At 62.5% G+C, this 20,525-nt stretch carries 18 protein-coding genes; 10 read left to right on the top strand and 8 right to left on the bottom strand.

Annotated elements, in window-relative coordinates:
• Positions 1 to 34: 34 nt before the first annotated feature.
• Positions 35 to 202 carry a 50S ribosomal protein L33 gene (gene rpmG, locus ABVK50_RS10720; protein ID WP_006201775.1) on the top strand — a complete coding sequence of 56 codons (168 nt, stop codon included), beginning with the start codon at positions 35 to 37 and terminating at the stop codon, positions 200 to 202.
• Positions 203 to 372: 170 nt separating this feature from the next.
• On the opposite strand, the gene ABVK50_RS10715 is transcribed toward rpmG, so the two are convergent.
• Positions 373 to 1,296 (bottom strand): LysR family transcriptional regulator, encoded by a 924-nt coding sequence (locus ABVK50_RS10715; protein WP_353641583.1) that lies wholly within the window; start codon positions 1,294 to 1,296, stop codon positions 373 to 375.
• Positions 1,297 to 1,391: 95 nt separating this feature from the next.
• Here ABVK50_RS10715 and ABVK50_RS10710 point away from each other — a divergent pair, with 95 nt between their 5' ends.
• The gene (locus ABVK50_RS10710; RefSeq protein WP_353641584.1) at positions 1,392 to 2,273 is read left to right on the top strand and encodes an aldo/keto reductase family oxidoreductase; all 882 of its coding nucleotides are present in this window, start codon (positions 1,392 to 1,394) and stop codon (positions 2,271 to 2,273) included.
• 112 nt (positions 2,274 to 2,385) lie between these two features.
• A complete protein-coding gene (locus tag ABVK50_RS10705) occupies positions 2,386 to 3,162 on the top strand; it encodes a class I SAM-dependent methyltransferase (protein WP_353641585.1) in 777 nt (258 codons plus the stop codon).
• A gap of 119 nt (positions 3,163 to 3,281) precedes the next feature.
• Here the strand turns inward: ABVK50_RS10705 and ABVK50_RS10700 are convergent, their stop codons facing one another.
• From ABVK50_RS10700 to ABVK50_RS10690, 3 genes are all read right to left on the bottom strand, one after another.
• Positions 3,282 to 3,920 (bottom strand): hypothetical protein, encoded by a 639-nt coding sequence (locus tag ABVK50_RS10700; protein WP_353641586.1) that lies wholly within the window; start codon positions 3,918 to 3,920, stop codon positions 3,282 to 3,284.
• A gap of 422 nt (positions 3,921 to 4,342) precedes the next feature.
• Entirely contained in the window at positions 4,343 to 5,716 is a 1,374-nt protein-coding gene (locus ABVK50_RS10695; protein WP_353641587.1) for a PleD family two-component system response regulator, read from the bottom strand.
• A gap of 31 nt (positions 5,717 to 5,747) precedes the next feature.
• Complete coding sequence (locus ABVK50_RS10690) at positions 5,748 to 6,104, bottom strand: response regulator (RefSeq protein WP_353645962.1); 357 nt, start codon at positions 6,102 to 6,104, stop codon at positions 5,748 to 5,750.
• A gap of 243 nt (positions 6,105 to 6,347) precedes the next feature.
• Here ABVK50_RS10690 and ABVK50_RS10685 point away from each other — a divergent pair, with 243 nt between their 5' ends.
• The gene (locus ABVK50_RS10685) at positions 6,348 to 6,647 is read left to right on the top strand and encodes a DUF3572 domain-containing protein (RefSeq protein ID WP_353641588.1); all 300 of its coding nucleotides are present in this window, start codon (positions 6,348 to 6,350) and stop codon (positions 6,645 to 6,647) included.
• A 14-nt stretch (positions 6,648 to 6,661) separates the two neighbouring features.
• Here the strand turns inward: ABVK50_RS10685 and ABVK50_RS10680 are convergent, their stop codons facing one another.
• Complete coding sequence (locus tag ABVK50_RS10680; RefSeq protein WP_353641589.1) at positions 6,662 to 7,237, bottom strand: GNAT family N-acetyltransferase; 576 nt, start codon at positions 7,235 to 7,237, stop codon at positions 6,662 to 6,664.
• A 68-nt stretch (positions 7,238 to 7,305) separates the two neighbouring features.
• Here ABVK50_RS10680 and ABVK50_RS10675 point away from each other — a divergent pair, with 68 nt between their 5' ends.
• The 4 genes from ABVK50_RS10675 (at position 7,306) to ABVK50_RS10660 (ending at position 13,356) form a co-directional block, all read left to right on the top strand.
• A complete protein-coding gene (locus tag ABVK50_RS10675; protein WP_353641590.1) occupies positions 7,306 to 8,670 on the top strand; it encodes a DNA polymerase IV in 1,365 nt (454 codons plus the stop codon).
• Between the two features lie 794 nt (positions 8,671 to 9,464).
• The gene (locus ABVK50_RS10670; protein ID WP_353647028.1) at positions 9,465 to 9,587 is read left to right on the top strand and encodes a hypothetical protein; all 123 of its coding nucleotides are present in this window, start codon (positions 9,465 to 9,467) and stop codon (positions 9,585 to 9,587) included.
• A 21-nt stretch (positions 9,588 to 9,608) separates the two neighbouring features.
• Positions 9,609 to 11,189: a hypothetical protein gene (locus tag ABVK50_RS10665; protein WP_353641591.1), complete on the top strand. Its 1,581-nt coding sequence runs from the start codon at positions 9,609 to 9,611 to the stop codon at positions 11,187 to 11,189.
• A 511-nt stretch (positions 11,190 to 11,700) separates the two neighbouring features.
• Positions 11,701 to 13,356, top strand: a complete 1,656-nt coding sequence (locus ABVK50_RS10660) for a transglycosylase SLT domain-containing protein (protein ID WP_353641592.1) — start codon at positions 11,701 to 11,703, stop codon at positions 13,354 to 13,356.
• A 178-nt stretch (positions 13,357 to 13,534) separates the two neighbouring features.
• Here the strand turns inward: ABVK50_RS10660 and dnaE are convergent, their stop codons facing one another.
• Positions 13,535 to 17,068, bottom strand: a complete 3,534-nt coding sequence (dnaE, locus tag ABVK50_RS10655; protein WP_353641593.1) for a DNA polymerase III subunit alpha — start codon at positions 17,066 to 17,068, stop codon at positions 13,535 to 13,537.
• A gap of 152 nt (positions 17,069 to 17,220) precedes the next feature.
• Here dnaE and ABVK50_RS10650 point away from each other — a divergent pair, with 152 nt between their 5' ends.
• On the top strand, positions 17,221 to 17,493 hold the full coding sequence (locus tag ABVK50_RS10650) for a CopG family transcriptional regulator (RefSeq protein ID WP_353641594.1): 273 nt from the start codon (positions 17,221 to 17,223) through the stop codon (positions 17,491 to 17,493).
• The gene (locus ABVK50_RS10645; RefSeq protein WP_353641595.1) at positions 17,490 to 17,795 is read left to right on the top strand and encodes a type II toxin-antitoxin system RelE/ParE family toxin; all 306 of its coding nucleotides are present in this window, start codon (positions 17,490 to 17,492) and stop codon (positions 17,793 to 17,795) included. The genes ABVK50_RS10650 and ABVK50_RS10645 overlap by 4 nt, the downstream gene beginning before the upstream one ends.
• A gap of 37 nt (positions 17,796 to 17,832) precedes the next feature.
• Here the strand turns inward: ABVK50_RS10645 and ABVK50_RS10640 are convergent, their stop codons facing one another.
• Both ABVK50_RS10640 and ABVK50_RS10635 read right to left on the bottom strand, forming a co-directional pair.
• Entirely contained in the window at positions 17,833 to 18,510 is a 678-nt protein-coding gene (locus ABVK50_RS10640) for an HAD hydrolase-like protein (RefSeq protein WP_353641596.1), read from the bottom strand.
• A gap of 1 nt (position 18,511) precedes the next feature.
• Positions 18,512 to 20,524 (bottom strand): acetyl/propionyl/methylcrotonyl-CoA carboxylase subunit alpha, encoded by a 2,013-nt coding sequence (locus ABVK50_RS10635; protein WP_353641597.1) that lies wholly within the window; start codon positions 20,522 to 20,524, stop codon positions 18,512 to 18,514.
• Position 20,525 lies beyond the last annotated feature (1 nt).

The following is a 20,525-nucleotide window of genomic DNA, read 5'->3' as shown; positions in this document are numbered from 1 at the left end:
GCTCGAACTCCAGACACATTAACGGACGAAAATCATGGCCAAAGCCGCAAACATCAAGATCAAGCTTCTGTCGACCGCCGATACCGGCTTCTTCTACGTGACCAGCAAGAACAGCCGCACCAAGACGGACAAGCTGTCCTTCCGCAAGTACGATCCGGTCGCCAAGAAGCACGTCGAATTCAAGGAAACGAAGATCAAGTAATCTTCGCCCTGCACGGTAATGCAAAGCCGCCTTCGGGCGGCTTTTTTGTTGCCTAGGGCGTGTACGCATAAATCCGGTTCTTAAGAGCGGTTCGCTGAATCTCCGCTTGCCCGAAGGCAATCGACATTCAGGACCATGACGGCACCCTGAAAGTGGCCATTCCCTCGTTACTAGTTCATCGAACGTCCGGGTTGGCCGGCCGATGCTTTAATAAAGTCTATAAACGCCCGCAGCGGGGCGGGCACGAGGCGCCGCCCAGGGTAATAGAGGAACGGCCCCGAGAAGCGCTCCCACCAGGGCTCCAGAACGGGCTCGAGGGCGCCGCTGTCGAAATGCGGCCGCAGCCAGTCTTCAAATACTGCGACAATGCCGAGACCGGCGATCGCTGCATCTACGGCAAGGTCGGTTGCTCCACCGGCCGACACGATCAAGGGGCCGGTCGGATCGATCAGGATCTGCTCGCCTTCGCGTTCGAACTCCCATGGCGGCATCGCGCCGCTGGGAAAGCGGTGACGCAGGCAGGCATGGTCGAGCAGATCGCGCGGGTGCTCGGGCCGGCCGTGCCGGTCGAGATAGGCGGGAGAGGCCGCGGCGGCGAAGCTCTGCACGCGCGGCCCGATCGGCACCGCGATCATATCCTGTTCCAGCCGCTCCTCGTAGCGGATCCCGGCATCGCACCCGGCCGCGAGCACGTCGACAAAGCTTTCCTCCGTGATCACCTCCAGCCGGATGTCGGGATAGGCGGCGAGGAAGGAAGGGACTATGCGTGGCAACACCAGCCGCGCCGCGCTGACCGGCACATTGAGCCTCAGCGTGCCCGCCGGCCTGTCACGAAAGCCGTTCACCACGTCGAGCGCCGATTCCATTTCGCGCAATGCGGGACCAAGCTGTTCGAGGAGGCGCGCTCCGGCCTCGGTCGGCACGACGCTGCGCGTGGTGCGGTGCAGCAGCCTGATTCCGAGCTGGGCTTCCAGACGCCGCACCGCTTCGCTGAGGCCCGATGCGCTCGCGCCGCTTTGGCGCGCGGCGTCGCGGAAACCGCGGGCGCGTGCCACCGCCACAAAAGCGTTCAAATCGCTTAGATCCACCTTCATCGTTCGCTAATCCGCACAGGCCGTGCGGATTGTATCGGGTTATCGCGCATTCCAGCAACGCCTATCTGTGCTTCGTCAGACAAGGGGAAAAGATCATGACCAGCATCGACCAGTCAGGAACCTTCATGCTTGGCGACCGCATCGTAAAGCGCCTCGGCTACGGCGCCATGCAGCTCGCCGGGCCCGGCGTGTTCGGCCCGCCCAAGGATCACGACGCGGCAGTGGCCGTGCTGCGCGATGCCGTGGCGGCTGGCGTGAACCACATCGACACCAGCGACTTCTATGGCCCGCATGTCACCAATCGGCTGATCCGCGAGGCGCTCGCGCCCTATCCCGACGATCTCGTCATCGTCACGAAGATCGGCGCAAGACGCGGCGAGGATGGATCGTGGCTCCCTGCTTTTTCGCCCGAAGAACTGACGCAGGCGGTGCATGACAATCTGCGCAATCTCGGGCTCGGCGTATTGGAGGCGGTGAACCTCCGCATCATGTTCGATGCGCACGGCCCTGCTGAAGGGTCGATCGAGGCGCCGCTCACGGCTCTGGCCGAGCTTCAGCAACAAGGCCTCGTGCGCCATATCGGACTGAGCAACGTCACGCCTGCGCAGGTTGCCGAAGGACGCCGGATCTGCGACATCGTCTGCATTCAGAACCACTACAACCTGGCGCATCGCGCTGATGACGCCCTGATCGACGATCTCGCTCGCGACGGCATCGCCTATGTCCCCTTCTTCCCGCTCGGCGGGTTCACGCCATTGCAGTCGTCCACCTTATCCGGGGTCGCCAAGCGCCTTGACGCGACACCGATGCAGGTCGCGCTCGCATGGCTGCTTCATCGCGCGCTCAACATCCTTCTGATCCCCGGCACCTCGTCCGTCGCGCATCTGCGTGAGAACATCGCCGTGGCCGAAATCGATCTGTCGGATGATGCGCTCAAGGACCTGGACGATATGGCGGAAAATGCCGGTTCCGCCTGACAATCTGAACTCGAAAAACGATCACTCGCCTTCACGCGTCGCAAGGGCTGATTGCTGCGCCATCTGGCCTCGCGCTATGTTGCCTATCCGTTGGCCAAGACAGGTGCACGTGATGGCGTTGAATCGCGCTGACTTCTACGACGCGGAGTTACGGCGGCACAATGAGCACTTTCGTGCTGCCGTCGATGCTGGAATACGGGACCGCGTGCTCGATATCGGCTGCGGCGCAGGGCAAACCAGTCGCGAAGCTGCCCGCGCCGCGGTGGAGGGTCGCGTGGTCGGCGTCGATGTGTCGGCAGAGCTGCTCGAGGTTGCCCGCCGGCGTGCCGCCGATGAGGGATTGCGGAACGTCGGGTTCGAGTTGGGCGATGCCCAGGTCCACCCGTTCCCGGCTGCCCATTTCGACCTGTGTATCAGTCGATTCGGCGTGATGTTCTTTGCCGATCCGGCCGCTGCGTTTGCCAATATTGGCCGGGCGATGCGACCTGGGGCTCGTCTCGTGCTGATGATGTGGCAGAGCCGGGATCGCAACGAATGGGCTACCGCCATTCAGCGAGCGCTGGATCCGAAAGCCGTCGCGTCGGCGAGCGCCGCCGCATTCTCACTCGCCGATCCTGCGGTCGCTACGGGTATTCTGACCACGGCTGGCTTCACTTCGGTCGGCTTTGCCGAGGTGCACGAACCGGTCTTCTATGGTCCAGACGTCGATGCGGCGTATGATGCTGTGATTGGCCTGGGGTTTGTGAACGACGCTGTCGTTGGCGTCGACGCGGCGGCGGCCGATCAAGCGCTGGAGCGGTTGCGTAATTTGCTGGATGCCCATTTAACTGTGGACGGTGTGCTTTTTGACTCGCGGGCGTGGATCATCACCGCTCATCGGGCGAGCTAGCCTGGCGCATAATTTCGAAACCGGAACCGGTTTTTCGAAAAGCGCAGTTCAACTCTTGAAGCGTCCTTGCGCATCCAAGAGGACGCGCGCTCCGGTCGGCCGACATTGGCCAGTCTGGCTCACTCTCCGCACGCGGAGAAGCCGGCGCCGGGATTCCAGTCCTTGAAGGCGATGATCCGGCCTTCAACCGATACCAGCCTTTGCTTTGTTGTGCCGTCCGGCTGCCTTTTGCTGCTCGTGCCCTTGCCCGTCAGTACATTATAGTCGCAGGCGCTTTCGACATTGTCGCGCTGGTAGTTCTTATAATCATATGCAAAGCCGGCGACTACGAACGCGCCATTGCGGTAGGCGATGGTCAGCGTCTCGTTAGTGCGTTCGCTGCCGATCGGCATGGCCGGCATATAGAGCTTGATCGAGCCGTTCGGCAGCGCCGTCAGATCCGGTTCGGTGTCGGAGTTCTCGTAACCCGGTCGGTCGTAGCCGTTCCATTCCGCGAAGATCTGCCCGCGCACGACCTCGGCAGGGCGGAGAAAATTGTGCTCCTTGTCCTTGAGAAAAAAATGCATGTCCATGGGATCGGTCGGCTCGGTCTCGACAATCATCGCCAGATCGACGGCGCCGTCGCCATTCCAGTCGCCAGTCACAGCCGTGATAATCTTCTGACTTTCGATCAATTCCGCCTGCGCCATGCCAGACAGCGGCAAGTTTGCCAGCAGCGCGGTCGGCAATAAGGAAAGGCCAAGCAACAACGATCTCATGAAGGCGCCCCCTCAAGTTCAAGCCAGCCGACAAAAAGCCGATCCAAAACTGCCGCGCAAGCCTTGAAGCGTCCTTTGCGCGTCCAAGAGAACGCACGCTCTAGCCGGCCCGCAGCGAGCGTATGGATCTGCGTCGGTTCTCGGAAAAGGGGGCCGGCCAGCGATCTGACAGCGGTACGAGGAGGCCACTATGTGTCAGTGCCGGCCGGCCAACCCCATGGACCCAGGAGATGCGGCGGACCTGAGCATCATGGGGCATCCTGCTTGCGCCGCGGCAACGTCCCTCGCACCGGCGCTTCCACAAGACATTTGCTCAAGAGCTTTTAAAAATCAATAGTTTCTTAACCACGCCTGCCGAATCACTTGGAACAAGGTAAATTATCGTCCTTAGCAGGCTCGTCTTTACCCGCTGGCGGGCGGCGTCAGGCGGCCTTGGCCACCACCCGGTTGCGGCCGCCGGTCTTGGCCTCGTAGAGCGCAAGGTCCGCCCGCTTCATCAGCGCCTCGACCGTGTCGGCTCCGCGCTTCAGCGACGAGACGCCGACGCTGACGGTGACATCCATCGTCTGGCCCGACTTGCCGACCGGAAACGGCGTCTGCGCGATCTCGGCGCGTATGCGCTCGGCCACTTTTTCGGCGACGCCGCCATCGGTGTCTGGCATCACCACGACGAACTCCTCGCCGCCGAAACGACAGGCGAGATCGATTCCGCGCACATTCTTGCGCAGGCGCCTGGCGAATTCGCGCAGCACGTCGTCGCCGCCGTCATGGCCATGCGTGTCGTTGATCAGCTTGAACCGGTCGAGGTCGGTGATCATCACCGAAAGCGGCCGCCGGCGCGCCACGGCGCGGTCGAACAGCGTCTGCAGATGGCTGTCGAGGTAGCGCCGGTTGTGCAAACCGGTCAACCCGTCGGTTACGGCCATCTCGATAGTCTGGGTGACGCTGGCGCGCAGATGGTCGTTGTAGCGCTTGCGCCTGACCTGGGTGCGCAGCCTGGCGATCAGCTCCTGCTGGTCGATGGGGCGGATGAGGTAATCATTGATGCCGAGTTCGAGGCCGCGGATCAGGCGCGCATCCTCGCCTTCCTCGGCGAGCAGGATGATCGGCAGGAAGCGCGTGCGGTCGAGCGAGCGCAGCTGCGAACAGAGCCGCAGCGGATCGAAATCGGCAAACGACGTGGAGACGATGACGCATTCATAAGGCTCCTCCGCCGCCTGGAAGAAGCCGGCATGCGGATCGGTGGCGACATCGAGATCGGCGGTCTCGCGCAGCATCTTCTTGATGCGGTCGCAGGAGGACTGGCGCTCGTCGATCAGAAGCACCTTCGGCCGCGTCTCCTCAGCGGCGGGCTTGCGGCTCAGCAGTTCCTCGATGCCGATGTTGCGCGTGGTCGAGGCGCGCAGCCGCAATTCATCGGTGAGCATTTTCAGCCGGACCAGGCTCTTCACGCGGGTCATCAGCTGCAGGTCGTTGACCGGCTTGGTCAGGAAATCGTCGGCGCCGGCTTCAAGACCGCGGATGCGGTCGGAAACCTGGTCAAGCGCGGTGATCATCACCACCGGGATGTGCGAGGTGGCCGGGTCGTTCTTCAGCCGGCGGCAGACTTCGAAACCGTCCATGTCGGGCATCATGACGTCGAGCAGGACGACATCGACCTTGCCGTTCTCGCAGGTCTCGATCGCATCCGGCCCGCTGGTCGCGGTCAACACCTCGAAATACTCGGCCAGAAGCCGGACCTCGAGCAGCTTCACATTGGCCGGAATGTCGTCGACGACGAGGATGCGGGCTGTCATTTTAAGCTCCGGGCGAACTCTTTTTTGGGCATCAGGCGTCGCCCAGATAGGATTTTATCGTTTCGACGAAGCGCGGCACCGAAATCGGCTTGGAAATATAGGCCTCGCAACCGCCCTGGCGGATACGCTCCTCGTCGCCCTTCATGGCGAAGGCGGTGACCGCAATGACCGGAATGACGTGCAGATCGTCATCCTCCTTCAGCCATTTGGTCACTTCGAGGCCGGAGACCTCGGGCAACTGGATGTCCATCAGGATCAGGTCGGGCTTGTGCAGGCGAGCGAGATCAAGCGCCTCCAGGCCGTTGCGGGTGCGCACGGTCTCGTAGCCGCTGGCCTCGATCAGGTCGCGAAACAGCTTCATGTTCAGCTCGTTGTCCTCGACGATCATCACTTTCTTGGTCATAGAATTCCCGTCCCGATCGCTGCTTTCGCATCCGCGACCACCATGCACCCGCCAAGGTGCATCAAAGCCCGCCGCAAGGCTAACTCAAGATGATTGACGAAACGGAAACCTGCATGCCGAAACGCATCGGGCTTACTCGTCGATGATTGGGCGGGCCGGCGACCTTGCCGGATCGGGCGGTTGCGGATAGTGCGAAGTTGAGTTTCCATTCTAACCACGAAAGCCGACATGGCCAACAATCGCTCAACTCCCGAGAACGCCGAAAGTATCGCTATTGAGGCACTGGGCTTCGTGGCCGCCGATCCGGAGCTTCTGCCGCGCTTCCTGGCGATCACCGGCATCGAGGCGCAGGCGATCCGCCAGGCGGCGAGCGAGCCGGGATTTCTGGCCGGCGTCTTGCAGTTCATCCTGGCGCACGAGCCGACGCTGCTGCGCTTCGCGGACGAATCGGGTGTGCCACCCGAAGATGTCGCGAAAGCCATCCGCCACCTGCCGCTCGGCGACGACCGCCACGACATCTCGACCTGAGAGCCGCCCGCAAGTCACAGGACAAGCCGCATCAGCGGCCGACCTGCCTTGCGCTCGGCCAGACGCTCGAAGCCGACCTTTTCAAAGACGCGCGTCGAGCCGACGAAAAGCCCGAGGGAGCGAGAATCCTTCGACTGGTCCATCGGGCAGGCTTCGAGGAAGCGCGCATTGTTTTTCCTGGCGAGATTGACGCCGGCGGCGACCAGATGGTGAGTGAGGCCCCTGCCCCGCGCCGTATTTCGGATGAAGAAGCAGGAGATTGCCCAGACCCCGGGATCGGCGGCATCGGCCGGATCGACCGGCGCAGAGCCCCTGCCCTTGTTGTTCCACTTGGGCACGTCGGCGCGCGGCCCGATCTGCATCCAGCCGCAGGCAACGCTATCCTCGAAGGCGAGCAGGCCGGGCGGCGGTCCCGATTCGATTCGCGCGCGGATAAAATCCTTGTTGCGGACGCTGCTGCTCTCGCGACGCGCTGCCGGCGGCAGGCGAAAATAGGTGCACCAGCAGCCGTAGCAGGCGCCCTGCTTGCCGAACAGATCCTCGAAATCGGGCCACAAATCGGGGGTGAGCGGGCGAATGTCGGGGACCATGAAACACCTCCGCGGCCGCCGCCTTGCCGGCGGGCGTCAGCTATCCTACCATTTGCGATGTTCCGTATATGTTCGCAGCGATGACCCTTCCTGTCAACGATCCCATGCATGGTTTCTGCCGCGACTGCCTCGCCGCGCAGCCGCGCGCAACGACGCGCTGCGCAAGCTGCGGCAGCCCGCGGCTCGCCCGGCATCCGGAGCTCTATTCGCTTGAGATCGCGCATATCGACTGCGACGCCTTCTACGCGGCGGTGGAAAAGCGCGACAATCCGGAGCTGAAGGACCGCCCGGTGATCATAGGCGGGGGCAAGCGCGGCGTTGTCTCGACCGCCTGCTACATCGCCCGCATCCATGGCGTGCGCTCGGCAATGCCGATGTTCAAGGCGCTGGAGGCCTGCCCCGAGGCGGTGGTGATAAAGCCAGACATGGAAAAATACGTCCGCGTCGGGCGCGAGGTGCGCGAAATGATGCTTGCGCTCACCCCGCTGGTCGAGCCGATCTCGATAGACGAAGCATTTCTCGACCTTTCCGGCACCGCTCGGCTGCATGGCAGGCCGCCGGCGCTGGTGCTGGCAGGTTTCGCGGCGGCCGTCGAGAAGGAGATCGGCATCACCGTCTCGGCGGGACTCTCCTACTGCAAGTTCCTGGCCAAGGTGGCGTCCGACTTCCGTAAGCCGCGCGGTTTTTCCATCATCGGCGAGGCCGAGGCGGTCGGTTTTCTGGCGGAGCAGCCGGTGACGCTGATCTGGGGCGTCGGCAAGGCGTTCGCGGCGACGCTGGAGCGCGACGGCATCCGCATGATCGGGCAGTTGCAGCGGCTGGAGCGCGGCGAGCTGATGCGCCGCTACGGCGTAATGGGCGACCGGCTTTTTCACCTGTCGCGCGGCATGGACGAGCGCCGAGTTCATCCTGAGCACGGCGCCAAAAGCGTGTCGGCCGAGACGACGTTCGACACCGACCTCGCCTCACCCGCCGATCTCGTGCCGATCCTCAGGGCGCTGTCGGAAAAAGTCTCGGCGCGGCTGAAGAAGGCGGGGATTGCCGGGCGCACCGTGGTGCTGAAGCTGAAGACGCAGGATTTCAAGCTGCGCACCCGCAATCGCCAGCTCGGCGACCCGACCAGGCTCGCCGACCGGATCTTTCAGACCGGCCTGCAGCTGCTGGAGAAGGAAACCGACGGGACAAAATACCGGCTGCTCGGCATCGGCGTTTCCGACCTTTCGGGTTCGGAAAAGGCCGACCCGCCGGATCTGGTCGATGTGCAGTCGAGGAAGCGCGCCATGGCCGAGGGTGCGATCGACCGCTTGCGTGAAAAATTCGGCGGGCGCGCTGTGGAGACGGGATACACGTTCGGCCGCGGCCACCGCGGCCGCCCCACCAGTCCGGAAGACGACGACGAATCCGAGGTGCGGCATCCATGGGAGCGGATTTGAGGGGTGCGTCCTTCGAAAGCTCAGGATGAAGGAAGTTGGTGCTAACCGCCAATCTCGAAGGTCAGCCCTCACCACACGGTCCTCATCCTGAGGTGCGAGCGAAGCGAGGCTCGCCCTTCGGCAAGCTCAGGAGACGCACCTGTTCATCGCCATCTCCGGTTTGCCGCAGGGGACAGTTTACTTTTTTCCGCCCGTGCGAACGCCTCGACTGCCGCTGCCCTTCCGCGGAAAGAGACCCTTGGACGGAACCTGCCCGGGCCTGTCGCCACGTTGGCGTCAGGACGGAGGCGCCGGTTCCTCCCCACAGATCACCGTCGCGACCGGCGTTCCCGCGGGAGAAACTGCCGATGATTATGCGGGAGGGCCGGGCATTGATGGATAAAAGAAAGTTCTGAGATCTTTTATCCAATTGATTTATAAGAAGAAATTCTTTCGATCAGGCCCAAATGACGTTGGCTTTATCCACGTTGTAGCCATTCCAGCCATTTGTCGTGCATCTCGAAAGCGGACGTTCGCGCATTGGCAGGAGACAAAGAAAGCGACTGCTTTTCACTCTATAATCGTAGTCGAATTATAGCTACATCGCACGCCATCGATAGTAAAAGTCAACTTTTTGCCAGCTTATGCCGAACCTTAGAAGGCCAATATGTGTGGCAAATCTCACAGACCGCTAGAGACTAAGACCGTATAGTTCGACATGCCAAGGTCCGGCGGAATGATTTGTCCGCGCCCGATCCTCGCATGCTCATTACTATATTTTATCGAGGCCCCGTGCACCTCGAAGGGAGGCTGGCATGAGATCGTTCAAAACCTTTGTCATCTTGGGATTCCTGACCGCCTTGATCGGTTCGGTGACCCTGCTCGACGCAACGCCCCAAGCTTACGCGCAGCAGTGCCCGAACGGCGTTTGTCCTTAGAGAGCGAGGGGGGACAATGCCATGGACCCGTTGCTATCGAGCGAGTTCTGGTTCGGCGCCGCCGTGCTTAGCGCCTACCAATTCGCCAAGTTCAGCGAACTCAGCTCGCCGGACCCGGATTTCGCCGCGCGATCCGCCCTTTTCCCAAATCTGCGCGCGATCGACTTTGCCGGGCGGCTGACCTATTTCGCCACGCTGGCGGCTTTCCTGGCCGCAACACTCCTCATCTATTTCATCCTGTGCAAAATATCTCCCACCATCCTGTTCGGCTGGGCCCAGGTATCCGGAGCGACACTTGACGAGGAACTCAGGACATTCATCGACACCGTTAACTATCCTCTCTATATCGCGGCCGCATACATCGGCTTTACCCAGCCTGGGATTCCTTTTCTCTCCAACATCGGGAACGTGCAGCGAAACCTGTTTCATGCCTGGATGGGTGTCCCCACCAGAGTCATGAGCACGTCGAGCTTCTTCGCCACCCAGATACTTACGCGAAGTCAGGATACGAAGCGGTTGGCCAAGGAGCTTCAGCTTTTGGTCAGCGACGCGTTCGTGCAACGCATCGAAGCCTATGCCGACGCGGATTTCTACCGTGCTCACCTCGCGCGGCTTAAGCTCGATGACGAAGCCGAGCTTTCGAAAGGAACACGGCGGGAACTTAAAATCCTCACGCGGCAGCTCGTCGACGTTGCCACGCTCGCGACGGTGCGGGAGAGCGGCGTTGCGTCTCTTTCGCGCCTCGCCGGCGACCTTCACGTTTCCATGCTGCCCAATCGCGGCTGGCCGAAGGCTTTCCTTGCGGGCGGCATTCTCTTCATCGCGATGACGTTCCTGTGGAACCTCATTCCCGCGTTCGACGGCCTAGCGGCGCGGTTCCTGAGCGCGGGGGCCTTATATGATTTCTGGCCAAGCAATCTCGAATTCTCGGGCCAGTACCTCATAGCGCAGGCCGGGCCGATTTTTTTGACCACCGGCATTGCATTGGCGATGTGGGTCAGCGCCTTCGGTCAGGCCCAGATGGCGGCGGTCGAGGAACCCCGGCCCGTTCGCGGGCTGGCGGATCATTTGAACCGCCACGCGGGCCTGCTTGCCTTAACCGTGATCGTCATTTTGCTGTTCGACATTTTCCAGGCATTCTTCGATCATGGAGCCTATAAGCTTGGAAAGACCAGGGAATTCGTAGCCCTGGTGCAGGTCAGCCTGCCCATATACCTCCTGCACTCGTTCATATCGCTGTTCGTGTGCTTCGTGCTGCTGCGGTATATGGACGACGGCGCGGGGCGGTGGAGGATCGCATCCACTCTCTCGCTGCTGGCGGCGGGAGTGGCCCTAGCGTCGCTTTTTTACGCAGCCGCGCAGGTGCAGCACAAGTTCAACGTGCCGTTCGGTCCCAATGGCGCGGACCTCGCGACCTTGATGGTCATCATCAACGTATCGGCGGCGTCGATGGCGTTCGCGTGCGCCGCTCTCTGCAAGCGCCAGGCCGAAACAGCGCCCAACCCTCCGCAGCGACGAGATCCGCCTCGAACTCATGCGAGGGGGAGCGCTGGAGTTTCCGTGAATGCCCCACTGGCTCCGGCGACTCCGCCCGGAGAGTAGCCAAAGCGCGCATCAACAGCCCCGAGGCATGGCCCGGGCCAGGGCCTCGGTGATCGCAACCCGATTTCCGTGAGGATGAGCTATGAACCCCTTTGTCGCAATTGCCGCCACTCTGTTTCCCGAGATCATCAAGGCAATCGCTGGAGACAAAGCCGGCACCGTGGCGGACAGCGTCACCAAGGCGGTGACCGCTTCCGTCAAGACGAACAACCCGGTCCAGGCACAAAAGCAGCTGGCGCAGGATCCGCAACTTGCCGAGGATCTGCGCGAGAAACTCGCGCAGATCGCGCTGGAGCAGACCAGAATCAAGCTCGACGACGAGCAGCGCCAGCGCGAGGCAGCGCTCGGGGAACTGAAAATCCGCGCCGAGGTCGAGACCCAGAAGCGCCAGGCCGAGATCGACAGCCGCCGGGTTGACGGGGAGGACCGCGGTGGCGCCCGAAACCTACAGAAAGATCTGAGTTCCGCACGATCGCCCGTGGCGTGGGTTGCTCCGACGCTTTCGTTGATAGTGACGGTCGGCTTCTTTGTGGTGCTGGGCCTGTTCATCTTCAACAAAAACAGTCTTGAACTCACTTCGATGCCCGTGATTCCGGCGGGTATCGAGCTTGCTGGTCTGACGAACGCCCAGTTTGCGGCGGTTCCTCCGGTTCGCAGCGATTTCGTGCTGCAGATAATCAATATCTGCGTCGGAACGCTGACCGCGGCGTTTGCTACCGTGATGAGCTTCTGGCTCGGCTCTTCCCAGAGTTCTCAATCGAAAGATCAGCTCGTCGCCCAGATTCAGACCAGACAATCCGTTCAGGCCTCGGAAGTCCTCAACCGAGCGACCGATGTTGTTGTCCGTCGCTCCTCCACCCTTGACCTGCCGCCCCCTTCAAAGCCGGCTCTTCCGGAGAAGGAGCCTGACAGCGAACCGGCCGGAGATCCCGTCAAGCCGGCTGCTCCCGGCCTGTTGGGCGAGCTCATCCCCGAACTGGTGAAGCCGCACCGCCATTTCCCTGACGGCGTAAGCTGGGCGCTTTCACCAAGGGGCGTCTCGATCGATGAAGCGCCAGCCCAGGGAACGCCCGGGAAACCGACGACTGTCCGAACGATCTGGCAACGCTATGGAGCGCTTTGTGCCGCGGCTGCAAAGCAGTACGGCGTTCCGGTCGAGCTGATCGTCGCGACGATCGCGACCGAGAGTTCCGGCGATGCAAATGCACGACGATCCGAACCGAAGATCAATGACGAGAGCGTCGGGTTGATGCAGACGCTCGTCGCCACGGCCCGAAGCGCCACCGGTCGAAAGAACCTGCGCAGCGACGACTTGCTGGATCCCCGAAGCTCCATCGAAGCGGGAACAGCCTACATCGCCCAGCAGAGAGGCTCGACATGGTTCGATCCTCCCTTGGTCGCGGCCGCATACAACGCCGGCTCGCTGCGCCGTGACGATGCGGACGCAAATCGCTGGAAGCTGGTCTGCTTCCCCCGCGGCACCGGCAAGCACATAGACAAATTCGTGGCCTGGTTCTCGGATTGCATGGTTGTGGCGGCAGAGGATGGTTGGGCGACTGACCCGACAGTCCCCAGCTTCGCGTCCGCGCTGGGTGTTCAGGGCGCTGGCCGGGCCGGCTCTTCACCGCACCTCGACCTGGCTCCGCTGGTTAGCACCGAAGAACGCCAAAGACTGTTCGGTACCTTCACGTTCGTTGCCGATCCGAAGCCCGGAAACAGAGAAAACATCCGGATCACAAACGATTGGCCGGAAAAGAACATCATCAAGGTGAGCATACCCGTTAAGTCCGTCCTTGGCCGGAACGGCCCGCTCGAGTTCGAATTCCACAAGCTTGCCGCCGACCAACTGGTTGCCATGTGGCTCGAGTGGGAGAAAGAGGGACTTCTGGACCGCATCCTGACCTTCGATGGCGCATTTGTGCCGCGGTTTATTCGCGGAAGCACAAGCACCCTTAGCAACCATGCATTCGGAACGGCTTTCGACATCAACGCTCAATTCAACCCGCTTGGCCATACGCCCGCTGACATCGGAGAGAAAGGCTGCGTGCGAGAGCTGGTCCCGATCGCAAATCGGTTCGGTTTCGCCTGGGGCGGCCATTTCAAAAAGCGGCCGGACGGCATGCATTTCGAAGTCGCCAGGATCATCCAGCCCGGCGTGATTGTATAGGGAACCGCCTGGTTCGCCTCACCTCTCGCGCAATAATCAGACGGCTAGCGCCTCCCCGATCGGGAGGCGCTAGTCTGATTCTAGCTCAGCAAATGGCACAGAAGAGGCGTCTGGCGCATCAGCCAGCCAGTATGGCGGCCAGAGGGTCTAAGGATTGCCTTTGAGGCAGTCTTCGCCTTCACACCAACTCCACCTCAACCACCCCCGGCACGGCGCGCATGGCGGAGGCGATCTGGGGCGAGATGCGGTAGCGGTCGGGCAGGCCGATCTCGATCTCGCCCTGCCCTTCCGGCTTTATCACCACGACGCTGATCTGGCCGTCGCCCTTGACCGTCAATTGCGACTGGAGCGCGGGGATCGGGCGGTCGTCGCGGACGAAGATGCGCAGCGCCTTTTGGACGCGGCTCGCTTCGTCCTCCAGCGAATGCACGGTCTGGATGCGCAGATTGATGCCTTCCGGCCTATCTTCGGCGGCGACGGTGATGACCACCGAGCGGCCGGCCTCCAGGAGGTCGCGATACTGCGCCAGCCCTTCGGAAAACAGCACCGCCTCGTACTGGCCGGTGGTGTCGGACAGCGCCACCACGCCCATCTTGTTGCCGGTGCGGGTTTTCCGCTCCTGTCTCGATGTGACGGTGCCGGCGAGCCGGCCGGCGGAGGCGCCGCGCTTCACGGCCAGCGAGAAATCGGCATAGTTCTGCACCCGCATCCGCTCCAGCACGGTCTTGTACTCGTCGAGCGGATGGGCCGAGAGGTAGAAGCCGACGACCTGGAACTCGCGGTGCAGACGGTCGGCGGGCAGCCACGGGTCGGCGGCGGGCAGGATGAGCGTTTCCGACTGGCCGGCGAGCGAGGCGCCGAAAATGTCAGCCTGGCCGGAAGCGGCGTTCTCCTGCGCGCGGGCGGCCAGCCCCATCATGCGCTCGACGCCCGCCATCATGGCGGCGCGCTCATGGCCGAAGCAGTCGAGCGCGCCGGCGGTGATCAGGCTTTCGAAGACGCGCTTGCCGACGATCTTCGGGTCAATGCGCTCGCAGAAATCGGCGAGGCTGGCGAAGGGCTTTTCGCGGCGTCTTTCGACAATGTGCTCGACCGCCGCCTCGCCGACGCCCTTCAAGGCCGCCAGCGCATAGAAGATGCGGTTTTCCTCGACCTCGAAATCGCCGAACGAGGTCATGACCGAGGGCGGCACGACGTCTATGTCCATCCGCATCGCGTCCTGCCGGAAATCGGCCAGCTTGTCGGTGTTGGACATGTCGAGCGTCATCGAGGCGGCCAAAAACTCGACCGGATAATGCGCCTTCATGTAGGCGGTCTGGTAGGAGACCACCGCATAGGCCGCGGCGTGCGACTTGTTGAAGCCATAATCGGCGAATTTTGCGAGCAGGTCGAAGATGAAGTCGGCCTGCGGCTTGGCGAGGCCTTTTTGCATCGCGCCGGAGACAAAACGCTCGCGCTGCTTGTCCATCTCGGCGCGGATCTTCTTGCCCATGGCGCGGCGCAGGAGATCGGCTTCGCCGAGCGAATAGCCGGCAAGCTCCTGCGCGATCTGCATGACCTGTTCCTGGTAGACGATGACGCCTTGAGTCTCCTTCACCAGATGGTCGATCATCGGGTGGATCGAGGCGATCTCCTCCTCGCCATGTTTTCTGGCGTTGTAGGTCGGGATGTTCTCCATCGGGCCGGGGCGGTAGAGCGCCACCAGGGCGATGATGTCCTCGATGCGGTCGGGCTTCATGCCGATCAGCGCCTTGCGCATGCCGGCCGATTCCACCTGGAAGATGCCGACCGTCTCGCCGCGCGACAGCATGGCGTAGGTTTTTTCGTCGTCGAGCGGCAGTTTCGCCAGGTCGATCTCGACGCCGCGGCGGCGCAGCAGCTTGACCGTCGTCTCCAGCACGGTGAGCGTCTTCAGGCCGAGAAAGTCGAATTTTACGAGGCCGGCCTCCTCGACCAGCTTCATATTGAACTGGGTGACCGGCATGTCGGAACGCGGGTCGCGGTACATCGGCACCAGCTCCGACAGCGGCCGGTCGCCGATGACGATGCCGGCGGCGTGGGTCGAGGCATGGCGGTAGAGGCCTTCCAGCTTCTGCGCCATGTCGAGCAGGGTCTGTACGATCGGCTCCTTCTCCGCCTCCTCGGCAAAGCGCGGCTCGTTTGCAACCGCATCGGCGAGTTTTACCGGATTGGCCGGGTTCTGCGGCACCATCTTGCAGAGCCGGTCGACCTGGCCGTAGGGCATCTGAAGCACCCGGCCGACGTCGCGCAGCACGGCGCGCGCCTGCAGCGTTCCGAAGGTGATGATCTGGCCAACCTGATCGCGGCCGTATTTGCCCTGGACGTAGCGGATCACCTCCTCGCGGCGGTCCTGGCAGAAATCGATGTCGAAGTCGGGCATCGAGACGCGGTCGGGATTCAGGAAGCGCTCGAACAGCAGCGAGAAGCGCAGCGGGTCGATGTCAGTGATGGTGAGCGCATAAGCGACCAGCGAGCCGGCGCCCGAGCCGCGGCCGGGGCCGACCGGAATGTTTTGGGCCTTCGCCCATTTGATGAAGTCGGCGACGATGAGGAAGTAGCCGGGGAATTTCATCCGCTCGATGATGCCGAGCTCGAATTCCAGCCGCTCGCGGTACTGCTCCTCGGTGTAGCCCGGCGTCAGCCCGGCGGTCTCGAAGCGCATCTGCAGGCCTTCTCGGGCCTGGCGGCGCAGCTCGTCGGCCTCTGCCTTGAGGGCCGCGGTCGGGTCGGCCTCGTCGCCGCCGGTGAAACGCGGCAGGATCGGCGCGCGCTTCCTGGGATAATAGGAGCAGCGCATCGCGATCTCGACCGTGTTGTCGATCGCTTCCGGCAGGTCGGCAAAAAGCTCCGCCATCTCCTTCTGGCTTTTGAGAAAATTGTCGGGCGAGAGCCGCCGCCGCTCGTCGGATGCGATGACGGAGCCGTCGGCAATCGCGATCAGCGCGTCATGCGCTTCGTAATCCTCGCGGGCGGGGAAAAACGCCTCGTTGGTGGCGACCAGCGGCAAAGCCAGGCGGTAGGCGAGATCGACGGTCGTCGCTTCGAGAGCGCGGTCGTAGCCGGAAACACGCTCGAGCTCGACATAAAGCCGGTCGGAAAACAGCGAGATCAGCGATTGCAGCCGGCTTTCGGCCAGGTCGGCATGGCCGGCCTTGAGCGCCGCCCCGATCGGCCCGCGCGGGCCTCCGGTCAGGCAGATCAGCCCGTCCGACATCCCGGCCAGCCATTCGGTGGTGATCTGGACGGGCTCGCCGGGCGGCGTGTCGAGATAGGCGCGGCTGACCAGGCGCACCAGATTGCCGTAGCCGGCCTCGGTCGCGGCGATGAGGACGACGGGGTAGAGGTCCGGCCCCTGGCGGCGATGGCCGTTGCCGCGCGAGGCTTCGTTGGCTTCGCCGGCGAAGAACAGGTCGACCTGGCAGCCGATTATGGGCTGGATGCCTTCCTTGACCGTCTTCTGGGCGAATTCGAGCGCGCCGAACAGATTGTTGGTGTCGGTGATGGCGATGGCCGGCGCGCTGTCCTTGACGGCATGGCCGACGATCTTGCCGATCGGCAGTGCGCCCTCGAGCAGCGAATAGGCGGAATGGACGCGCAGATGGATGAACGCGCGGCTGGCTGGAGCCGGCGCCGCCGTCCTGGCCATCGCCTCCCGCATCAGCGGATCGCGTGGAAGTCTCTCATCCGCCATGGTTTTTTGCCGCTCGAAGGACTCAGGGAAAGGTGGGATGTATTGTCTGGGAACGCGCAGCGCCAGTCCAGCCTGAATGGTGTCCGGTCACAGGCTTTTGGATGCGTCGGGGATGTGCTAGCTTGTACACAAATGAGCACAAGGCTTTCACCATGACGACAACCACCATGACTATTCGCATCGACGAGACTTTAAAGGAAAAACTGGAACAGCTGGCGCATGACACCAGGCGCAGCAAGTCCTTCCTCGCCGCGGAGGCCGTTTCCGCCTATGTCGAACGTGAATTCGAGATCATCGAGGGCATCAAGCGCGGATTGGCCGACGTGGAGGCCGGGCGTGTCGTTCCTCATGCCGAGGCGATGGCAGAGGCCCGGCAGATTATCGCGAATGCCAAAAAGTCGCACAAGAAGACAGCCCGAGGATGAGGCCGGTCTTCTGGTCGGAAGAAGCGCGGCAGGATTATTTTGAGATCCTTCACTACATAGCGAGCGATAATCCCTTTGCCGCCGAGAGGATTGTCGATGCCATCGAAGAAGCAGGAAACGAGCTGAGCCAATTTGCGACAGGCAGACCGGGAAGGGTTGCCGGTACTTACGAAAAGCTTGTGATCGGCCTGCCCTACATTGTCGCCTATTCGATCACCAGCAAGGGCGGCCGCGAAGTCATTTCGATCCTGCGGGTCATCCACATGGCCCGGGATTGGCCTGCCGGAGAATGGCCCGAATAGGCCGGCAGTCTCAGCCTCAGCAAGACTCCGTCGCAGATCACACCGGCTCCAGCAGCGCGGCGATCGATCCCCGCAGTTCGGCGGGACTGGCGACGATGCGGGCCGCGCCGGCGGTCTCGAGTTCCTGCCGATCGCCATAGCCCCAGAGCACGCCGATGGCAAAGACGCCGTTGGCGTTGGCGCCGGCCACATCGTGCGAGCGGTCGCCGATCATCACGGTGCGGCGGGCGTCGAGGGCTTCGACGGCGAGTATGTGGGAGACCAGTTCGGCCTTGACGGAATTTCGTCCGTCGAACTCGGAGCCGTATACCACGCTGAAATAGCGGCGAAGGTCGAAATGGTCGATGATCTCGCCGGCATAGGTCTTGAGCTTCGAGGTAGCGACCGCCAGATAGAAGCCCTCGGCGACGAGTTCGGCCAGCGCCTCGGGAACGCCTTCGATCAGCGTGTTCTCGAATTTGCCTATTGCCGAGTAGCGCTCGCGGTAGAGCCGGACGGCCTCGCCGACGATCGCAGCGTCTTCGGTTTCGAGCAGCACGGCGAAGGAGGACTGAATCGGCGGGCCGATGCACCAGCGCAGTTCATCAGCTGCCGGCGCGGCGCAGCCGAGCTTTTCCAGCGCATAGCCGAGCGACCTGGTGATGCCGACCAACGGGTCCGTCAGGGTTCCGTCGAGGTCGAAGAGAATGGCCTGGCGGTCCGGCGATGCATCCATCCTATAAAAACTCCATGATCACCGCGTCGACGGCCAGGCTGTCGCCGGGTTTTGCATTAATCTTCGCGACAGTCAGGTCGCGCTCGGCGCGCAGCACGTTTTCCATCTTCATCGCCTCGACCACCGCCAGCATTTCGCCGGCCTTCACGTCCTGCGCCTCGGCGACGAGTATCGAGACGACCAGCCCCGGCATCGGGCAGAGCAGCAGCTTCGAAGTGTCGGGCGCGATCTTCGCCGGCATCAAACGGTCGAGTTCGGCCGTGCGCGGGCGCATGACACGAGCTGTCGCCGCCATGCCCTTCCAGGCGATGCGGACGCCGTTCTCGACCGGGCGGATTTGCGCGGCGACCTGCCGGACGCCGATGGTTCCGCGCCAGACCGGCTCTCCAGGCCGCCAGTCCGACACCACCGTCAGCGGAGCGCCCTCCTCCACCGACATGTCCATTTCGAACGGAATCGACACCATGCCTTCGCCGAGCGCAACGTTCAGATATTCATGGCCGAGGCGGACCACCCAGTCGGGTTTCAGCGTGCCGGAATGTGGAGCGAGCCGGCCCGACAGCCGGTCGAGCCGGTCACGGCGCAGAAGCTCGACGGCCGTCGCCACCCCGGCCAGCACCGCCTTTTCATCGGCATCCGGAATGATCGGCGCAAAGCCGTCCGGATATTCCTCCGCGATGAAGGCCGTTGAGATCCGGCCCTCGCGCCAGCGCGGATGCCGCATCAGGGCGGAGAGGAACGGGATATTGTGCTCGATACCGTCGACCACGGAATTGTCAAGTGCTTCCGACATCGCGTCGATGGCCTGCAGCCGGTCAGGCGCCCAGGTGCAGAGTTTTGCGATCATAGGATCGTAATGCATCGAAATCTCGGAGCCTTCGGTGACGCCGGTGTCGTTGCGGATGACGATCTCGCCGGATTTTCCCTCCGCGGGCGGTTGGTATCTTGTCAGCCGGCCGATGGAGGGAAGAAAATTGCGGTAGGGATCCTCGGCATAGAGCCGGCTTTCAACCGCCCAGCCTATCAGTTTCACCTCGCTTTGCTTTAGCGCCAGCTTCTCGCCTGCCGCGATCTGGATCATCTGCTCGACCAGATCGATACCGGTGACAAGTTCCGTCACCGGATGCTCGACCTGCAAACGCGTATTCATTTCAAGGAAATAGAAGTTTTTCTCCGCGTCGACGATGAACTCGACCGTGCCCGCGCTCTGGTAGTCGACCGCCCTCGCCAGCGCCACCGCCTGCTCGCCCATGGCGCGCCGTGTCTTTTCGTCGAGGAAAGGCGACGGCGCTTCCTCGACGACCTTCTGGTTGCGGCGCTGGATCGAGCATTCGCGCTCGCCGAGATAGACGCAATTGCCATAGGCGTCGCCAAGAACCTGGATTTCGATGTGGCGCGGGTCGACGATGAACTTTTCGATGAAGACGCGGTCATCGCCGAACGAACTCCTGGCTTCGTTTTTCGATGACTGGAAGCCGTCGCGCACCTCGCGCTTCGACCAGGCGATGCGCATGCCCTTGCCGCCTCCGCCCGCCGAGGCCTTGATCATGACGGGATAACCGATCTCACCGGCGATCTTTTCGGCGTGGGCGGCGTCTTCGATTACGCCCAGAAAGCCCGGAACGGTCGAGACCTTGGCGGCGTTGGCGAATTTCTTCGATTCGATCTTGTCGCCCATGGCGCGGATCGCCTTGGGCTTCGGCCCGATGAAGATTATGCCCTGTCCTTCCAGCGCCTCGCAGAAGGATGCGCGCTCGGAAAGGAAGCCGTAGCCCGGATGCACCGCTTCGGCGCCGGTAGCCTTGCAAGCCTCGATGATCCTCTCCGGCAGGAGATAGCTTTGCGACGCAGCCGCCGGGCCGATATGCACCGCCTCGTCGGCCATCTCGACATGGACCGCGTCGCGGTCGGCGTCGGAATATACGGCTATCGTGGCTATGCCCATTTTCCTGGCGGTCTTGATGACACGGCAGGCGATCTCGCCGCGATTGGCGATCAGGATTTTCTTGAACATG

The organism is Mesorhizobium sp. WSM2240, from assembly GCF_040438645.1.
Classification (GTDB): domain Bacteria; phylum Pseudomonadota; class Alphaproteobacteria; order Rhizobiales; family Rhizobiaceae; genus Allomesorhizobium.
Note: the sequence above shows the minus strand (reverse complement) of the source record. Positions and strands in the feature narration are given on the sequence as shown.

What these genes read in the sequence shown, in the direction of transcription:
- rpmG (WP_006201775.1), top strand. Translation starts at nt 35, where the DNA reads ATGGCCAAAGCCGCAAACATCAAGATCAAGCTTCTGTCGACCGCCGAT.
- ABVK50_RS10715 (WP_353641583.1), bottom strand. Translation starts at nt 1,296, where the DNA reads ATGAAGGTGGATCTAAGCGATTTGAACGCTTTTGTGGCGGTGGCACGC.
- ABVK50_RS10710 (WP_353641584.1), top strand. Translation starts at nt 1,392, where the DNA reads ATGACCAGCATCGACCAGTCAGGAACCTTCATGCTTGGCGACCGCATC.
- ABVK50_RS10705 (WP_353641585.1), top strand. Translation starts at nt 2,386, where the DNA reads ATGGCGTTGAATCGCGCTGACTTCTACGACGCGGAGTTACGGCGGCAC.
- ABVK50_RS10700 (WP_353641586.1), bottom strand. Translation starts at nt 3,920, where the DNA reads ATGAGATCGTTGTTGCTTGGCCTTTCCTTATTGCCGACCGCGCTGCTG.
- ABVK50_RS10695 (WP_353641587.1), bottom strand. Translation starts at nt 5,716, where the DNA reads ATGACAGCCCGCATCCTCGTCGTCGACGACATTCCGGCCAATGTGAAG.
- ABVK50_RS10690 (WP_353645962.1), bottom strand. Translation starts at nt 6,104, where the DNA reads ATGATCGTCGAGGACAACGAGCTGAACATGAAGCTGTTTCGCGACCTG.
- ABVK50_RS10685 (WP_353641588.1), top strand. Translation starts at nt 6,348, where the DNA reads ATGGCCAACAATCGCTCAACTCCCGAGAACGCCGAAAGTATCGCTATT.
- ABVK50_RS10680 (WP_353641589.1), bottom strand. Translation starts at nt 7,237, where the DNA reads ATGGTCCCCGACATTCGCCCGCTCACCCCCGATTTGTGGCCCGATTTC.
- ABVK50_RS10675 (WP_353641590.1), top strand. Translation starts at nt 7,306, where the DNA reads ATGTTCGCAGCGATGACCCTTCCTGTCAACGATCCCATGCATGGTTTC.
- ABVK50_RS10670 (WP_353647028.1), top strand. Translation starts at nt 9,465, where the DNA reads ATGAGATCGTTCAAAACCTTTGTCATCTTGGGATTCCTGACCGCCTTG.
- ABVK50_RS10665 (WP_353641591.1), top strand. Translation starts at nt 9,609, where the DNA reads ATGGACCCGTTGCTATCGAGCGAGTTCTGGTTCGGCGCCGCCGTGCTT.
- dnaE (WP_353641593.1), bottom strand. Translation starts at nt 17,068, where the DNA reads ATGGCGGATGAGAGACTTCCACGCGATCCGCTGATGCGGGAGGCGATG.
- ABVK50_RS10650 (WP_353641594.1), top strand. Translation starts at nt 17,221, where the DNA reads ATGACGACAACCACCATGACTATTCGCATCGACGAGACTTTAAAGGAA.
- ABVK50_RS10645 (WP_353641595.1), top strand. Translation starts at nt 17,490, where the DNA reads ATGAGGCCGGTCTTCTGGTCGGAAGAAGCGCGGCAGGATTATTTTGAG.
- ABVK50_RS10640 (WP_353641596.1), bottom strand. Translation starts at nt 18,510, where the DNA reads ATGGATGCATCGCCGGACCGCCAGGCCATTCTCTTCGACCTCGACGGA.
- ABVK50_RS10635 (WP_353641597.1), bottom strand. Translation starts at nt 20,524, where the DNA reads ATGTTCAAGAAAATCCTGATCGCCAATCGCGGCGAGATCGCCTGCCGT.